The sequence below is a fragment of the Streptomyces sp. NPDC050433 genome (genome assembly GCF_044458565.1).
GTDB lineage: Bacteria > Actinomycetota > Actinomycetes > Streptomycetales > Streptomycetaceae > Streptomyces.
In genome coordinates this window covers 1-17,431 of the sequence record NZ_JBITIB010000003.1, presented here as the reverse complement: position 1 = coordinate 17,431, position 17,431 = coordinate 1, and the positions used below count along the sequence as shown (strand labels likewise).

Below are 17,431 nucleotides of genomic sequence, written 5' to 3'. Positions count from 1 at the left end.
GCAGAGAGAGGTGGTGGAGAGTGGTTGAGCTTCCACTGGTTGGGCGGTGGCCGAGGCGGAGCACCGCGGCCTGCCGCTGAGATCGTTCACGCGCATTGCTCCGGACACCCGCCGAGGGCTGTGTCGCGGTTGTCGACGGCGGAGCCTCGCTGCACAGCGCACTTCTCGGAGATCTGATGGCCGAGAGGGCGCGTGTCAACGGATGGGCCGGCGACATCCTGCACGCCGACCAGGACGGAGTCGTGCTTCTGCCGACCACTTGATTCCCGGCGTGAGGGTCGAGGCTACGAAGGTGATCGTCTGTCGGCCTCGGAACGTGGTGCGGGGCCTGAGCGCGATGCGTCGCCGCAGAGCGTGGCGGCGAGGCACAGGTCCTCTTTCGCCCGAATGGGAACGCCGTTCGAGCGCAGCACCTTCCGAACGTCGAGGATCAGCGGGAAGACCTCCTGGTTCCAGTCCGAGCCCTGTTCGTCCCAGGCCCGCTGCTCCGATTCCACCGCCATCCGGTCCTCCGCGAACACCCGCTCGGTGAAGCGCCGGATCAACGGCCAGGCGAGGCGGAGCGCACCGGGGACGGGCGGCTTCTGGATCATGAGCAGGCCGTAGACGTGATTGGTGCGCTGCTCGGCATCCTCCGGTACGTACGCCACCCACAGCGAGAAAGCCGGGAGTTCGGCCTTCTCCGGGACCACCTGAAGGGTCTGGTACGGGTACTCCGTACGGATGGTGACGATGTCCGGCGACTTGCTGCCGCCGAGACCCTCGGCGGAGAGCAGACCCGCGCCCCGGTCCTTCTTCCCGCCGGCGGGAGTGAACAGGTACCGGGCTTCCACGGAGTGCGGACCGGTGTCGTAGCCGAGCAGTTCCGGCCGGATCCGGCCGAGGACGCCCCGGTGCAGGAACTGGTGGTTCATGTCGAGCAGGTTCTCGTGCATGAACGAGTAGTGGCAGTGCACGGTGCGCGAGAACGTCATGGTGCTGTGCTTGGCCGAGGCGTACGCGGGCAGTTCGGGAAACGGTGTCTCGGCGGCCTTCTCCGGGTCGCCGGGGAAGACGAAGACCAGTCCGTACGCCTCGCGGACCGGGTAGGCGCGTACGCCTCGCGGCGGCCGGTCCACTCCCTTGGGCAGATACGGGATCTGCGAGATCCGGCCGTTGCCCCGGTAGGCCCAGGCGTGGTAGCAGCACCGCAGGGACTCACCCTCCACGACACCCATGCTCAGCGGTACCTGGCGGTGGGCGCACCGGTCCTCCAGTGCGTACACCGTGCCGCTCCCACCGCGGTACAGCGCGATCCGCTCCCCTGCGAAGGAGGCGGCGAAAGCGCTGTTCTTCCGAACGCTCCGTGATTCGGAGACCGGATACCAGAAATCGGGATTGATCCCGACACGGCGAAGGTCGGCCACAGCGGGGGTGGGGGCGGGGGATGAGGGGCCGGGGGTGGGAGTACGCACGGCGTGTCGCTCGTTCGCCGTTCCGTGCCCGCCGGTCTCGTCCTGTGCGGACTGCGTCTCGGTCATACGATTCTCCCTCGCCCGCAGGTCGTTCCAGTGGTGGGCCGCGCTCGGGACCGCGACACGATCGAGAACCGCGCGGGACCGGCGATCTCGGGCAGTCTGTCCTATACAAGAGATTTCTGTGTGGGATAGCACCTTTTGCGCACCCGGTGGAGCGGTGACGGAGGGGAACGGTCCCCTCCCCAGAGGGCCATCTGAGGGTTTTCCCGGGCGCTGCCGACATCCGACGGCACGAGGCGAGTGGTGGAAGATGACGACAGAAGAGACCGGGTCGCCCGAGCCGCGGCACCCGAGTACGGGGGAGCGGGTCGCTGGCTGGGCCGCCGTCCGCCTCGGCCGGCGAGGCCCCGGCAAGAGCTTGCCGCACCGGGTCTTCCCCGACCACTGGTCCTTCCTGCTCGCAGAGATCGCGCTCTGCGCTTTCGTCGTCCTCCTCCTCACCGGCGTGTACCTGTCGCTGTACTTCCACCCCTCGTCGGAGCAGACCGTCTACAACGGCAGCTACGCCCCGCTGCGTGGCCAGATGGTGTCGGAGGCGTTCAGCTCGACCCTGGACATCTCCTTCGACGTCCGCGGCGGCCTGCTCATCCGGCAGGTACACCACTGGTCAGCCCTGGTCCTCGCCGCCAGCCTCCTCGCCAACCTGATGCGGGTGTTCTTCACCGGCGCCTTCCGCAAGCCGCGCGAACTCAACTGGACATGTGCCTTCCTGCTCCTGGTCCTTGCCATGTTCGCCGGCCTGACCGGATACGACCTGCCCGATGACGGACTGTCCGGAACCGGGCTCGCCATCGTCAACGGCACCATCCTCGCCACGCCGATCGTCGGCACCTACGTGTCGATGTTCCTCTTCGGCGGAGAGTTCCCGGGCGACGACCTGGTGGCACGGTTCAACACGATCCACATCCTGATCATCCCCGCCCTCATGGCGGCACTCTTCGCCGCCCTGGTATTCCTGTCCTCCCGCCTCCAGCGCCCGCAGTTCCCCGGTCCGGGACGCACGAACAACAACATCGTCGGGCTCCCCTTCTCCACGTACGCGGTGAAGTCGGCGGGATTCCTCGCCATGGTCGCCGGCGTGCTCTTCATCCTCGGTGCCGTCGCACAGATCAACCCTGTCTGGCTGTACGGGCCCTACCACCCGAACCAGGTCGGGGCGGGAGCACAGCCCGACTGGTACATGGGTGTCGCCGACGGTCTGCTCCGCGTCATGCCGGGCTGGGAGCTCAACTTCTGGGGCCACACCCTCGCCCTGGACAACTTCCTCCCGCTACTGGCCGGCGTCGGCTTCTTCCTGGCCCTCGGCCTCTACCCCGTCCTCGAAGCCTGGGTCACCGGCGACCACCGCGAACACCACATCCTGGACCGGCCCCGCAACCGGCCGGTGCGCACCGCCCTCGGAGCCGCATGGCTCAGCGTGTACGCGGTGGCAATGGTCGGTTGGGCGAACGACCTGATCGCCACTCACCTCCACGTGTCCATCAACGTGGTGACCTGGGCAGTCCGCTTCGGCCTGTTCGTCGTACCGCTCATCGTGTACGTCGTGACGAAACGGGCGGCGCTCGGTCTCCAGCGGCGGGACCGCGAGAAGATCCTGCACGGCCGCGAGACGGGCACTCTCACCCGTCTCATCCACGGCGAGTATGTCGAGATCCACGAACCCCTCAGCCAGGCGCAGCTGTACGCCCTCACCCAGCACGAGCAGTACACACCGCTGACGGCGGCGGACAACGGCAGCGGTACGACACCCACCCGTACGCAGTTGCTGCGCGCCAGGATGAGCCGCGGTTTCCACGGCGAAGCCACGCAGGTCCCCAAACCGACCGCACGGGAGTACAGACAGATCAACGACCGGCACCACCGGTGAACCATCGGCGAGCCACCAGGCGCTCGATGAACGCACCCGACACCCACGAGGTCTCTTTGGGCCTATATCTAATGGATTATCCGGGGCGCGAAAAGGGCACCCAGAGTCCATGACTCCCCCCTCGCACCCCGACTCTGATCCCGACCACACCCCCGACCCGGAGCGTGGTGGTGGGGTGCCGCCAGGTGAGGCGCCGCCGGCCGAGGGTGGCATGTCGGAGGCCGGGCCGAGAAACGATCCGCCGAAGGGGTGGGGTGCGGCTCCGCTGATTGTGATCGCAGTGCTGACCTTGCTGGTGGTCATCGGCATGGTTGGGTACGCGGTGCTCGTGCACGACTGAGCGCGGAGCTGGTCCTGCCCCCGGAGCCATCCCACGCGGTGCGTGCCCAACGCCCGATTTCATACCGCGCGAGGCAGCAGGTTTCCCGCTCACTCAAGGGACCGGGCTGAATGCGCGTAATACTGGCCCGAGACCGGAACGTGATACGGACTGGAGCCCCCCACGATGTCCGCGACGACGACCGCAGCGACGTACGATCCCGCCCACGCGGCACAGCTGCCCCACGGCCACGGTAAGAGAGCGGCACGCGAGCAGGACGGTTTTTAGACCGGCCGGAAATCGATTCAGCCGGCGACGGCGACGAGGGCGTGCGGATCGCGCACGCCGAGTTCGACGCGCCCGGCGGTGATCGGTTTTCGGGAACCCCCACCCCCGGCCTTCGGTCCACTTCCCATCGACTTTCCCCTGCTCTCCGCAGATGACGGCCCGAAAGGCAGTTGAGGTCAATGCGCTCGGATGCGACAAAGAGCAGTACCAGTACGTCACCGATGACAGCCCAAAGCATTGGCGGATACCGGCTGCCATGGCCGATTCGGTCAATCAACCGCTTGCTCGATCCGGTCGGAACCCGGTTGTGGCCCGTCGAGCCCGCCATACTCATCGATCAGGCCCGAGCCAAAACCGGACTGTCCGATTTCGGAGATCTGGCTCCTTTCGAGGCGCCGCTGGAGATCCTGTGCCGTTCGGCCAACCAAGAGGTCGACCTCAGCGTTTTCGGCCGCCTGATGGTCCGTCGACTACTCACGCAACCGATGGTCCACCGGCTGCGGTTGACCGAACTCGCGGCCCAGCAGCCCGAACTGTTCGAGAAACCGGTCAGCGCACCGCTGTTCGTGGTGGGCATGCCCCGAAGCGGCACCACCTTTCTGCATCGCACCATGGCGCGGGACCACGCCTGGTACCACATGCCCTTCTGGGAATCGCTGGAGCCGATCCCGGCCGGCGGCACCCGGCGGGACAGTGAGCGAGGCAACGGGCGCGTCAACGGGCCCGATCCGCGGGTAAGGGCGGGCGAGCGGTTCGTGCGCGCCATGTCCTGGTCGTTCCCCGGATTCGTGGACAGCCATGAGATAGCCAACGACGAGCCCGAAGAGGAAATGCCGCTGCTGGACGCCGCGCATGTGTCGCTTCAGTTCGGTTTCGGCTATTTCCCGGAATACACGCGCTGGTACACCGACGCCGATCACTCCGGCGGGTACCGGCTGCTCCGTCAATACCTCCAGGCAATGCAGGCCGAACGGCCGGACGGTGGCCGCTGGCTGCTCAAAACACCCACACACCTGGAGATGCTGCGCCCCTTGCTGACCGTGTTCGACGACGCGACAGTGGTGCAGACCCACCGCGACCCGATCTCCTCACTGGTCTCTCTCGCCGGGCTGAGCACGTTTTCGACCGGAATGCTGCTGCGGAACCCCAATCTGCACCGTATCGGCCAGTTGTGCGCCGACTACATCGAACGAGCCCTGCGTTCGATGGTGGATTACCGCGACAGCGCCGAGGGGACCGAGAACGGGGACCGGTTTGTCGATGTCGCCTTCGGTGAGCTGGTCAAAGATCCGATGGGCACGGTGACCCGAATATCGTCGGCGGTGGGCCACGAACCGGACGACACCGCCATGGAAGAAATGCGCGCCTTCACCGCGAGAGCGGACGGACATCGCAGCAAGCAGCGCTTCACCATGGACGACTTCGGGCTCGACAAGAACGAGCTGCGTGAGCGGTTCAAGTTCTACTACGAGCGATTCGACGTTCCGATGGACCGCGGTTAGACGTTCCAAGCGAAAGCGATTCTCAGCGGGCAGACCCGGCCGGCCGGTGCCGCCGGCCGGATGCTGCCGCGTCCCCTTGTCACGAGTGCTACCCGAGAGAACTCTGATGACTGAATCTGAATCCTCTTTGGACCGGGACCCGATCGCCGTTGTCGGTATGTCGTGCCGACTACCGCACGCGGCCAATCCGGCGGCCTTCTGGACCCTGTTGCACGACGGCGTGGACGCCATCTCGACGACTCCCGCCACTCGTTGGGACACAGCGGACGGACCGAGTCCCGACGCCGCCGGCACCGAGTTCGGCGGCTATCTGGAAGGCGTCGACCTGTTCGATGCGGCGTTCTTCGGGATCTCACCACGTGAGGCCGCCGCGATCGACCCGCAGCAGCGGCTGATGCTTGAGCTGAGCTGGGAGGCCCTGGAAGACGCCGGGATCGTCCCGGATCAGGTGCGGGGCGAGCCCGTCGGTGTTTTCGCCGGTGCCAACAAGGACGACTACGCGGCACTCCTGCACCGCCGCGGGCTGGACGCGATCACCGCACACAGCAACACCGGTGTGCAGCGCGGAATGATCGCCAACCGGGTCTCGTACACGCTCGGGTTGAGCGGCCCGAGCATCACCGTGGACACCGCGCAGTCGTCCTCTCTGGTCGCCGTGCATCTCGCGTGCGAAAGCCTGCGCCATGGGGAGTGCTCCAGCGCGATCGTGGGCGGGGTGATCCTCAATCTCAGCCCGCACGCCGGGGTCGAGTTGTCGAAGTTCGGTGGGCTGTCGCCCGATGGCCGATGTTTCACCTTCGACACCAGGGCCAACGGGTTCGTCCGCGGTGAGGGCGGCGCGGTGCTGGTGCTCAAGCCGCTGCGGCAGGCGCTGGCCGACGGTGACCGGGTGTACTGCCTGATTCGCGGGAGCGCGGTCAACAACGACGGGGTGAGCGATGGGCTGACCGTTCCCAGCGCAGCCGCGCAGGAAGAGGTCATCCGGCGCGCCCACGAGCACGCCGGCGTGAACCCGGCCGAAGTGCAGTACGTCGAACTGCACGGGACCGGCACCCCGGTTGGCGACCCGGTCGAGGCCGTCGCGCTGGGTGCGGCGGTGGGGGCTCCGGTGGGTTCCCCGTTGGGTGAGGTTCGGCGTGCGCTTGGCCCCCTGCGGGTCGGATCGGTCAAGACGAACATCGGCCACCTGGAGTCGGCGGCGGGGATCACCGGCCTGCTGAAGGTGGTGCTGGCGATCAGGCATCGTCTGATCCCGCGGAGTCTGAACTTTCGCGAGCCGAATCCGCGGATCCCGCTGACGGATCTGAACCTGCGCGTGCAGACGGAGACCAGCGCGTGGCCCGATGGCGAGCGGCCACTGGTGGCCGGGGTCAGCTCCTTTGGCATGGGCGGTACCAACTGCCACATGGTGGTGAGCGAAGCGACCGGTTTCGGCAGTGCTGAGGTAGCTGAGATACCGGATGTGGAGCCGGTGGAGGGCTTGGCGGGTGGGGTGGTGCCGTGGTTGCTGTCGGGGAAGTCGGCGGAGGCGTTGCGGGAGCAGGCTGTTCGGTTGGGTCGGTGGGTGGCTGAGCGTCCGGGGGTTGATCCGGGTCTGGTGGGCCGGGCGTTGGTGTTGAGCCGGTCGGTGTTCGAGCATCGTGCGGTGGTGGTGGCGGAGGACGTACGCGGGTTTGTGACGGCGTTGCGGGATTTGGAGACTTCCACGGCGGTGGTTCGTGGTACGGCGGGGCCGGCTGCGTCGGGGCCGGTGTTTGTGTTTCCGGGGCAGGGTGCGCAGTGGGTGGGGATGGGTCTGGAGTTGTGGGATTCGGAGCCGGTGTTTGCGGAGTGGATGGAGCGGTGTGGGGCGGCGTTGGGGCCGTTGGTGGACTGGTCGTTGCGTGATGCTCTGGGTGATGCGGGGTTGTTGGGGCGGGTTGATGTGGTGCAGCCGGTGTCGTGGGCGGTGATGGTGTCCCTCGCCGGGCTGTGGCGTTCGGCGGGTGTTTCGCCTGCCGTGGTGGTGGGTCATTCGCAGGGGGAGATCGCCGCTGCGACGGTGGCTGGTGGTTTGTCGTTGGAGGACGGCGCTCGGGTGGTGGTGTTGCGGAGTCGGGCGATTGTGGGGTTGGCGGGCTCTGGGGGGATGGTGTCGGTTCCCGCTGCGCTCGCGCAGGTTGAGGAGTGGATTGCCCCGTGGGCCGGTGGTCTCTCCGTGGCTGCGGTGAACGGTCCGGGGCAGGTGGTGGTCTCGGGTTCCGTGGTGGCGTGTGACGAGTTCGTCGCCCGGCATTCCGGTGAGGGTGTGCGGCGGATCGCGGTCGACTACGCGTCGCATTCGGCTCAGGTGGAGGCGATTGAGGAGCAGTTGGCTGCTGATCTGGCCGGCCTCACCCCGGCGAGCGGGGGCATACCACTGCATTCCACGGTGGACGCGGAGGTTGTCGACACGGCGGGGCTTGATGGTGGGTATTGGTATCGGAACCTTCGTGAGCGGGTGCGTTTTGCCGAGGTGGTCGAGACTTTGGTGGAGGCCGGGCATCGGTCATTTGTTGAGGTGAGTGCGCATCCGGTGCTGGCGATGGCGGTTGAGCAGGCCAGTGAGGGTCTGACGGTGACGGGCACGCTGCGTCGTGATGACGGTGGCCGGGGTCGGTGGTTGCGGTCGCTGGCCGGTGTTCACGTCGCCGGCGCCCACGTGGACTGGGCCACACAGGTCGGTGACGCGGGCCGCGTCATGGACCTGCCGACGTACGCCTTCCAGCGGAAGCGCTACTGGCTGCCGGATGCACCAGCCGTAAGTCCGGCCCATGAAACGCCTCAAGGCACCGAACTCGACGCGATGCGGTACGAGGTCTGCTGGGCGCCGATCGGCCCCGTACTGGAACGGACACTGACCGGTCGATGGGTCGTGGCGGTACCCGCCGACCAATGCCCGGAGGAGGACGTGGTCGGCCAGGTTGTCGCCGCGCTCTCGGACGACCCGGATGAGTCCTTGCTCGTTCGTGTGGACCCTGCCTTTCCGGAAGCTGCCTTCAGCGACATGGGACGGGTCGCCGGCGTGGTGTCGTTCCTGCCACCTGACGTTTCAGCCGGCATGGTCGCCGACGTTCCGGTGTGGTGCGTGACGACCCGCGTAGCCGGTGATCTTTGGGATCGGCCGTCGGCTCCGGGCGGTGTCGGCGGCCGTCTTGAGCTTCCTGCTGTGTGGGACGCGACAACCTCGCGCAGGCTGCGCGCCGTTCTGGCCGGTGAGTACGGCGAAGACCGCTTGGCTCTGCGCTCCACCGGAGTGTTCGCCTGGCGGGTACGGTCAGCGCCGGTTCCGACAACGGCGCCGCAGCGGGACTGGCGTCCCTCCGGCACCGTACTGCTCGCCGGTGGTGGCACCGGCCAGTCGGCCGACGAGCTGGTCCGCTGGTTGGAGGGTGGCGGTGCGCGCGTCGTCCGGGGCAGTGATCTGCCGGCCGATCCGGACCTCACAGCGGTCCTGTACCTTCCGGAACCGGCTGGCACGCCTGATCCCGAGGCCGTCTGGCGTCTGCACGAGCAGAGTGCCGACCGCGGGTTGTCCGCGTTCGTGGTGGTGTCGCGTGCGAGTGCGCAACTGGGCTTGAATCCGGACTCCAATGGTCATGCCGAGGCGCTGATCCGGCTGCGCCGGGCGAACTGCCTGCCGGGCACTCTCGTGGCCTGGCACGACGAGGAGATGCCGTCGGTCGAGGGGATGCGCCCCACTGATCCCGCCCTGCAGATCGAGGCGCTGGTCAGTGCTGTTGAACACGACAACCCGAGCATCCTGGTCGCCGACCTGAGCAGCGACCTGCGAGAGACCGTTGTCGACGGTCCACGCCGGGATGAGCGTCGGCGCGGTCGTATAGGAGTCGTTGCGGCGCCTGGCGTGGCCGGCAGTGTGCCGTACCTGCTCGACCTGGTCCGCATGCACGCGGCTGCGGTGCTCGGTCACGGTGGCGCATCGGACGTCGACGCCGATCGGAGCTTTCGGGAACAGGGCTCGGATTCCTACATGGCCGTGGAACTGCGTAACCGGCTCATCGCGGATGTCGCTCTTGATCTACCGACCACCGTGCTGTTCGACTATCCGACACCCGCACGGCTGGCCGCGTATCTGCACCGCCGCATATCAGGAGCGTCCGAATCGGATCTGACGCCATCCAGTACGGCCGTGGCGACCGGTGCGTTGGATGAGCCGATTGCGATTGTGGGGATGGGGTGTCGTTTTCCGGGTGGGGTGGATTCGCCGGAGGCTTTGTGGGAGTTGCTGGCGGCTGGTGGTGAGGGGGTGGCGGAGTTTCCGTCTGATCGGGGTTGGGATGTGGAGGGTCTTTATGACCCGGACCGGCTTCGTCCGGGTACCACTTATGCCCGGCATGGCAGTTTCCTGGCCGAGGCGGGAATGTTCGATCCCGAGTTCTTCGGGATCAGCCCGCGTGAGGCGACGGCGATGGACCCGCAGCAGCGGCTCGTGCTGGAGACGGCGTGGGAAGCGCTTGAGCGGGCCGGGATCGTCCCGGATTCGCTGCGTGGTTCGGACACCGGTGTGTATGTGGGTGTCGGCGGATCTGACTACGGTTCGGTGCTGGCGTCCGGTTCGGACGAGGTCGACGGACATGTGCTGACCGGCAACGCGGTGAGTGTGGCTTCGGGCCGAGTCGCCTACACGCTTGGCCTGGAGGGCCCGGCGGTGACGGTGGATACCGCGTGTTCGGCTTCACTGGTGGCGGTGCATTTGGCTGCGCAGGCGTTGCGTTCTGGTGAGTGTTCGATGGCGCTGGCTGGTGGGGTGACGGTGATGTCCACTCCGGACATGTTCCTGGAGTTCTCCCGTCAGGGTGGGTTGGCTGCTGATGGGCGGTGTAAGCCGTTCGCGGATGCTGCGGATGGGACGGGTTGGGGTGAGGGCGCCGGGGTTCTGGTGCTGGAGCGGTTGTCGGATGCTCGGCGGCGTGGGCATCAGGTCCTGGCCGTGTTGCGTGGGAGTGCGGTGAATCAGGATGGTGCGTCGAATGGTTTGACGGCGCCGAATGGTCCTTCGCAGCAGCGGGTGATTCGGGCGGCGTTGGCGAGTGCTCGGGTGTCTTCTGCTGATGTTGATGTGGTGGAGGCGCATGGCACTGGTACTCGGTTGGGTGATCCGATTGAGGCGCAGGCGTTGTTGGCTACTTATGGTCAGGGGCGTGCGGAGGGGCGGCCGTTGTGGTTGGGGTCGGTGAAGTCGAACCTCGGTCATACGCAGGCGGCTGCTGGTGTGGCTGGGATTATCAAGATGGTGCTGGCGATGGGGCACCGGGTGTTGCCGCGGACGTTGAACGTGGACGTGCCGTCATCGCATGTGGACTGGTCGGCGGGCGCGGTGGAGTTGCTGACCGAGGCGGTGCCGTGGGAAACCGATGGTCGTCCGCGCCGGGCTGGGGTGTCGTCGTTCGGTATCTCCGGAACGAACGCCCATCTGATCCTCGAAGAACCCGAGCCGGTATCGGCAACCGAATCCGATGAGAACCCGGTGGTTGGCGTGGTGCCGTGGTTGCTGTCGGCCAGGTCGCCGGAAGGTTTGCGGGATCAGGCGTCTCAACTGGCTAGTTGGACCGCCGAGACCCCGGAAACGGAACCGGTGATGGTGGGGCGTTCACTGGCCACGACGCGTTCGGTGTTTGAGCATCGGGCGGTGGTTCTGGGTGGGGACGGGGAGGCGTTGAGGGATGGCCTGCGCTTGCTGGCCGAGGGTCGGTCGGGTGCGGGTGTGGTGAGCGGGTCGGCGGGTTCTGGGCGGTTGGCGGTGGTGTTTTCCGGTCAGGGCAGTCAACGGTTGGGTATGGGTTCGGAGTTGTATGTGTCGTTCCCGGTGTTCGCCGAGGCCTTCGACGAGGTCTGTGCGGAGCTGGATCGGCATTTGCCGCGTCCGATCAAGGATGTGATCAACAACGACTCGGATCTGCTCGATGAGACGGTGTTCACGCAGGCGGGGTTGTTTGCTGTGCAGGTGGCGTTGTTCCGGTTGACTTCGTCGTGGGGTGTGGTGCCGGAGTGGGTGGCGGGGCATTCGATTGGTGAGTTGAGTGCTGCGTATGTGGCGGGTGTGTGGGGTCTGGCGGATGCGGCTTCGGTGGTTGTGGCTCGGGGTCGGTTGATGCAGGAGTTGCCGGCTGGTGGGGCGATGGTGGCGTTGTCGGCGGGTGAGGCCGAGGCGCTGGACTTGATCAGCGAGCACACCGGCGTGGGACTCGCGGCGGTGAACGGTCCGGAGTCGACGGTGATTTCCGGTGCTGAGGATGTGGTGTTGGAGCTGGCGGAGAAGTGGCGGGAGCGGGGTGGCAAGGCGCGGCGGTTGCGGGTCAGTCATGCCTTCCATTCGCCGTTGATGGAGCCGATGTTGGAGCCGTTTGAGCGGGTGCTGGAGGGGGTGACGTGGCGTGAGCCGCGGTTCCCGGTGGTGTCTGGGGCTCCGGATGCGGATGTCTGTGATCCCTCGTATTGGGTTCGGCATGTGCGGGACACGGTTCGCTATCACGACACGGTCCTCAAGCTGCGGGAGCACGGTGCGGACTTGTTCCTGGAGGCCGGGCCCGCCGGGACGTTGAGTGCGATGGCCACAGCCGACAGCAGCGTCTGGCTCCCCGCTCTCCGTCCCGAACGCGACGAGCCCGAAACCCTACTGACCGCAGTGGCTGGGGCCCACGTGCACGGCGCCGGAGTCGACTGGGCCTCCCTGCTGGGTACCGGCGGGCGGTCGGTGTCCCTGCCGACGTACGCCTTCCAAAGGCAGCGGTACTGGCCCACGCAAGGCGGAGTGCGGCCCGGGGACGTTCGGGCATTGGGGCAGGGCGAGCCTGGGCATCGGTTGCTCGGCGCGGAGGTGGCGCTGGCCGGCGGGGACGCGGTGGTGCTGACCGGCAGGTTGTCGCTGGCCACGTACCCCTGGCTGGCCGACCACGCCGTGCTCGGGTCGGTGCTGTTGCCCGGAACGGCGTTCCTGGATCTGGCGGTGCACGCCGGTGACCGTGTCGGGTGCGCGGTGGTTGACGAACTGACGTTGCAGGCCCCGCTGTTGTTGCCTGAGCAGGGTGGGGTGCAGGTTCAGGTGCGGGTCGCCGAGCCCGATGAGGACGGGCGGCGGGAGATCGGCATCTTCTCGCGCGCCGACGATGACGACGAGTGGGTTCAGCACGCCGACGGTGTGCTGAGTGCCCAGGCCGCTGTCCCCGCGCCGGTGTGGGCGGGGGCATGGCCTCCGCCGGGTGCGCGGCCGGTGCCGGTCGACGGTGCCTATGAGCGCCTGGCCGAGGACGGCTACGGCTATGGACCGGCCTTCCAGGGGCTTCGTGGAGTGTGGCAGTCCGGCGCGGATGTCTTCGCCGAGGTGGCACTGGCCGAGCGGACCGAGGTTGACGGTTTCGGTGTGCACCCGGCGCTCCTGGACTCGGCCCTGCACTCGATCGGCTTGACGGCTCAGCCCGGTGGGGACGGGGTGAGTTTGCCGTTCGTGTGGAATGGCGTTCGTTTGCACGCCACTGGTGCATCGGTGCTGCGTGTGCGGTTGTTGCGGCGTGAGGACGGCGGGGTTGGGGTCGTGGCGTTCGATCCGGCCGGGCAGCCGGTGTTCAGTGCCGACTCGCTGATGCTGCGACCGGTCACCACCGACCCGGCTGCGTCAGCGGCGGGGGAAACGGCCCGGTCGCTGTTCGGGGTTGACTGGCTACCGCTGTCCGATCCCGGCACACCCATGAATGTGGACTGGGCCTGGCACGGCCAGGTCAATGGTGGCGTGCCGGCGGTGGTGGTCGCCCAGGTACCGACTGGCAGTGGTTTTGAGTCGGTGCAGACGGTGACGGCCACGGTACTGGGCTGGCTCCAGGAGTGGCTGGCCGAGCCGAACACGGACGACTCGCGCCTGATTCTGCTCACCCAGGGCGCGGTTGATGGCAGCGATTTGGCCGCTGCGGCGGTGACCGGCTTGGTGCGTTCTGCGCAATCCGAGCATCCAGGACGATTTGTTCTCTTGGACGTCGATGTCGATGCCGACGTCGACATCGAGCGTGTTTTGCCACCGGTGGTGCGCAGCGCTGAGCCGGAGATCGCACTGCGCGCGGGCATGTTGTGTGTGCGGCGTCTGGTGCGAGCTACCAGTGCTGGTCAACCGGTGCCGGATCAGGTGGCTGAGGGCACCGTGGTCATCACCGGGGGCACCGGAGTGCTGGGGGCGCTGCTCGCCCGGCATCTGATCAGTGCCTACGGCGTGCGTGACCTGCTGCTCCTCTCACGCCGGGGCATGGAAGCTCCAGGCGCGGATGAGTTGGTCGCCGAGCTGGGCGGCCTGGGTGCGCGGGTGTCGGTGCGGGCTTGTGATGTGTCTGATCGTGGTGCTGTGGCTGCGGTGTTTGCCGAGTACGCGGTGTCGGGTGTGGTGCATGCGGCTGGTGTGCTGGACGACGCGGTGGTCGAGTCGTTGACGCCGGATCGGCTGTCCGTGGTGTTGCGGGCGAAGGTGGATGCGGCGTGGCATTTGCATGAGCTGAGCCGTGAGCTGGATCTGGATTTGGGTTTGTTCGTGGTGTATTCGTCGGCTGCGGCGACGTTGGGTTCGGCGGGTCAGGGGAGTTATGCGGCGGCGAACGCTGCGCTGGACGCTCTGGTGCAGCAGCGGCGTTCGGCTGGGTTGGCCGGCCAGTCGTTGGCGTGGGGGTTGTGGGAGCAGAGCTCGGGAATGACCGGGCGCCTGGGTGAAACGGATCTGGCCCGGTGGGCTCGGGCCGGGGTTCGGGCGCTGTCGGATGAGCAGGGGCTGGCGTTGTTTGACGCGGCGGTGCGCGTGGAACGGCCGCTGGTGGTGGCGGCTCGGCTGGATATGGCGGCGATGCGAGCTGCCGGATCTGTCTCGCCGTTGCTGAGTGGGCTGACTGGTGGTCCGGCACGTCGGGCCGCCGCGACCACGGCTGGTGAAGGTGATCTTGCCGCCCGTCTTGCCGCACTGCCGATCGAGGAACGCCACTCAGCGGTGCTGGAACTGGTACGTGCTCAAGCGGCCACCGTCCTGGGACACGACTCGGCTGTTCGGGTCGATGCCGATGTGACCTTCCGTGATGTGGGCTTCGATTCCCTGACCGCGGTGGAACTGCGTAACCGGCTCACCGCCGTAACCGGCTTGCGCCTGCCGGCGACCCTGGCCTTCGACTACCCGACTTCGCGGTTGCTGGCCGGGTTTGTGCTGGCGGGCGTACTGGGTGAGCAGGCGGACGAGGTTCCCGCGCACGGAAGCGTGGCGACCGGTGCGTTGGATGAGCCGATCGCGATCGTGGGGATGGGGTGTCGTTTTCCGGGTGGGGTGGATTCGCCGGAGGCGTTGTGGGAGTTGCTGGCGGCTGGTGGTGAGGGGGTGGCGGAGTTTCCGTCTGATCGGGGTTGGGATGTGGAGGGTCTTTATGACCCGGACCGGCTTCGTCCTGGTACCACGTACACCCGCCACGGCGGATTTCTGGTGGATGCGGCGGAGTTCGATGCGGGGTTCTTCGGTATTTCGCCGCGTGAGGCGGTGGCGATGGATCCGCAGCAGCGGCTGGTGTTGGAGACGGCGTGGGAGGCGTTGGAGCGGGCGGGGATCGTGCCGGATTCGCTGCGTGGCAGTGCGACTGGTGTGTATCTCGGGTTGATGTATCACGACTACGCGACTCAGACCGCGTTGAATCCGGGAGACAGCGACGGATTCAACGGCACAGGCAACTACGGGAGTGTTCTCACAGGCCGAGTGTCGTACGCGCTCGGCTTGGAGGGCCCGGCGGTGACGGTGGACACCGCGTGTTCGTCGTCGTTGGTGACGGTGCATTTGGCCGCGCAGGCGTTGCGGTCCGGTGAGTGTTCGATGGCGCTGGCTGGTGGGGTGACGGTGATGTCCACCCCGGAAGTGTTCGTGGAATTCTCCCGCCAGGGCGGATTGGCCGCCGACGGCCGGTGCAAACCCTTCTCCGAATCTGCGGATGGGACGGGTTGGGGTGAGGGTTCCGGGATCCTGGTTCTTGAGCGGTTGTCTGATGCGCGCCGGCACGGACATCAGGTGCTCGCGGTGTTGCGTGGGAGTGCGGTGAATCAGGATGGTGCGTCGAATGGGTTGACGGCGCCGAATGGTCCTTCGCAGCAGCGGGTGATTCGGGCGGCGTTGGCGAGTGCGCGGTTGTCTTCGGCTGATGTTGATGTGGTGGAGGCGCACGGTACGGGGACGAAGCTGGGTGATCCGATTGAGGCGCAGGCGTTGTTGGCTACTTATGGTCAGGGCCGGCTGGAGGGTGCGCCGTTGTGGTTGGGGTCGGTGAAGTCGAACATCGGTCATACGCAGGCGGCTGCTGGTGTGGCGGGCATTACCAAGATGGTGCTCGCGATGCGGCACGGTGTTCTGCCGCGGACGTTGCATGTGGACGTGCCGTCATCGCATGTGGACTGGTCAGCGGGTGCGGTGGAGTTGCTGACCGAGGCGGTGCCATGGGAGACCGATGGTCGTCCGCGCCGGGCGGGGGTGTCGTCGTTCGGAATCTCCGGAACGAACGCTCACCTGATCCTCGAAGAACCCGAATCTGCCCCTGCGGTGGAGTCGAAGGAGGCCTCGACCCCGACCAGTGGGGCGGTCCTGCCGTGGTTGTTGTCGGCGAAGTCGGTGGAAGCGTTGCGGGATCAGGCTGTTCGGTTGGGTCGGTGGGCTGAGGATCAGCCGGGGATCGATCCGGTGGTGGTGGGGCGGGCGTTGGCTACCTCGCGTTCGGTGTTTGAGCATCGGGCGGTGGTGTTGGGCCGTGACCGGCAGGCTTTGGTGGAGGGTGTGCAGGGGTTGGCCGAGGGTCGGTCGGGTGTGGGTGTGGTGAGCGGGTCGGTGGGTTCTGGGCGGTTGGCGGTGGTGTTTTCGGGTCAGGGCGGTCAGCGCCTTGGTATGGGTTCGGAGTTGTATGCGTCGTTCCCGGTGTTCGCGGAGGCGTTTGACGAGGTGTGTGGGGAGCTGGACCGGCATTTGCCGCGTCCGGTCAGGGATGTGATCGATGGTGAAGCGGGCCTGCTGGATGAAACGCTTTATACGCAGGCTGGGTTGTTTGCTGTGCAGGTGGCGTTGTTCCGGTTGACTTCGTCGTGGGGTGTGGTGCCGGAGTGGGTGGCGGGGCATTCGATTGGTGAGTTGAGTGCTGCGTATGTGGCGGGTGTGTGGGATCTGGCGGATGCGGCTTCGGTGGTTGTGGCTCGGGGTCGGTTGATGCAGGAGTTGCCGGCTGGTGGGGCGATGGTGGCGTTGTCGGCGGGTGAGGCCGAGGCGCTGGACTTGATCAGCGAGCACACCGGCGTGGGACTCGCGGCGGTCAACGGTCCGGAGTCGACGGTGATTTCCGGTGCTGAGGATGTGGTGTTGGAGCTGGCGGAGAAGTGGCGGGAGCGGGGTGGCAAGGCACGGCGGTTGCGGGTCAGTCATGCCTTCCATTCGCCGTTGATGGAGCCGATGCTGGAGCCGTTTGAGCGGGTACTGGAGCGGGTGACGTGGCGTGAGCCGCGGATCCCCGTCGTGTCGGGTGTTCCAGATGCAGATGTGACAGATCTGGCCTACTGGGTTCGGCATGTCCGGGACACGGTTCGCTATCACGACACGGTCCTCAAGCTACGCGAGCACGGTGCGGACTTGTTCCTGGAGGCCGGGCCTGCCGGGACGTTGAGTGCCATGGCCACAGCCGACAGCGGCGTCTGGCTGCCGCTGCTGCGGGCTGAGCGCGACGAGCCCGAAACCCTGCTGACCGCTCTGGCCGGGGCCCACGTGCACGGCGCCCACGTGGACTGGGCAACGCTGCTCGGAACCCAGTCAGGCGACCCCCTCCTGTCGTTGCCTACGTATGCGTTTCAGCGGGAGCGGTTCTGGCCTGTGGTGTCTCGTGTGCGTGGTGGGGGTGTGGTTGATGGTTTGGGTGCTGAGTTCTGG

At 66.9% G+C, this 17,431-nt stretch carries 6 protein-coding genes; 5 read left to right on the top strand and 1 reads right to left on the bottom strand.

Annotated elements, in window-relative coordinates; genetic code table 11:
* Positions 1-95: 95 nt before the first annotated feature.
* The gene (locus tag ACIBLA_RS04940; RefSeq protein WP_399197757.1) at positions 96-263 is read left to right on the top strand and encodes a hypothetical protein; all 168 of its coding nucleotides are present in this window, start codon (positions 96-98) and stop codon (positions 261-263) included.
* Between the two features lie 21 nt (positions 264-284).
* On the opposite strand, the gene ACIBLA_RS04935 is transcribed toward ACIBLA_RS04940, so the two are convergent.
* Entirely contained in the window at positions 285-1,520 is a 1,236-nt protein-coding gene (locus ACIBLA_RS04935) for a Rieske 2Fe-2S domain-containing protein (RefSeq protein WP_399197756.1), read from the bottom strand.
* Positions 1,521-1,767: 247 nt separating this feature from the next.
* On the opposite strand from ACIBLA_RS04935, the gene ACIBLA_RS04930 reads away from it, so the two are divergent.
* From ACIBLA_RS04930 to ACIBLA_RS04915, 4 genes are all read left to right on the top strand, one after another.
* Positions 1,768-3,384, top strand: coding sequence for a cytochrome bc complex cytochrome b subunit (locus ACIBLA_RS04930; protein ID WP_399197755.1), 1,617 nt, complete (start codon positions 1,768-1,770; stop codon positions 3,382-3,384).
* A gap of 109 nt (positions 3,385-3,493) precedes the next feature.
* Positions 3,494-3,724, top strand: coding sequence for a DUF6480 family protein (locus ACIBLA_RS04925; protein ID WP_363246588.1), 231 nt, complete (start codon positions 3,494-3,496; stop codon positions 3,722-3,724).
* Positions 3,725-4,212: 488 nt separating this feature from the next.
* The gene (locus ACIBLA_RS04920) at positions 4,213-5,493 is read left to right on the top strand and encodes a sulfotransferase family protein (protein ID WP_399197754.1); all 1,281 of its coding nucleotides are present in this window, start codon (positions 4,213-4,215) and stop codon (positions 5,491-5,493) included.
* 106 nt (positions 5,494-5,599) lie between these two features.
* The coding region (locus ACIBLA_RS04915; protein WP_399197753.1) for a type I polyketide synthase at positions 5,600-17,431 on the top strand (11,832 nt) is incomplete at its 3' end.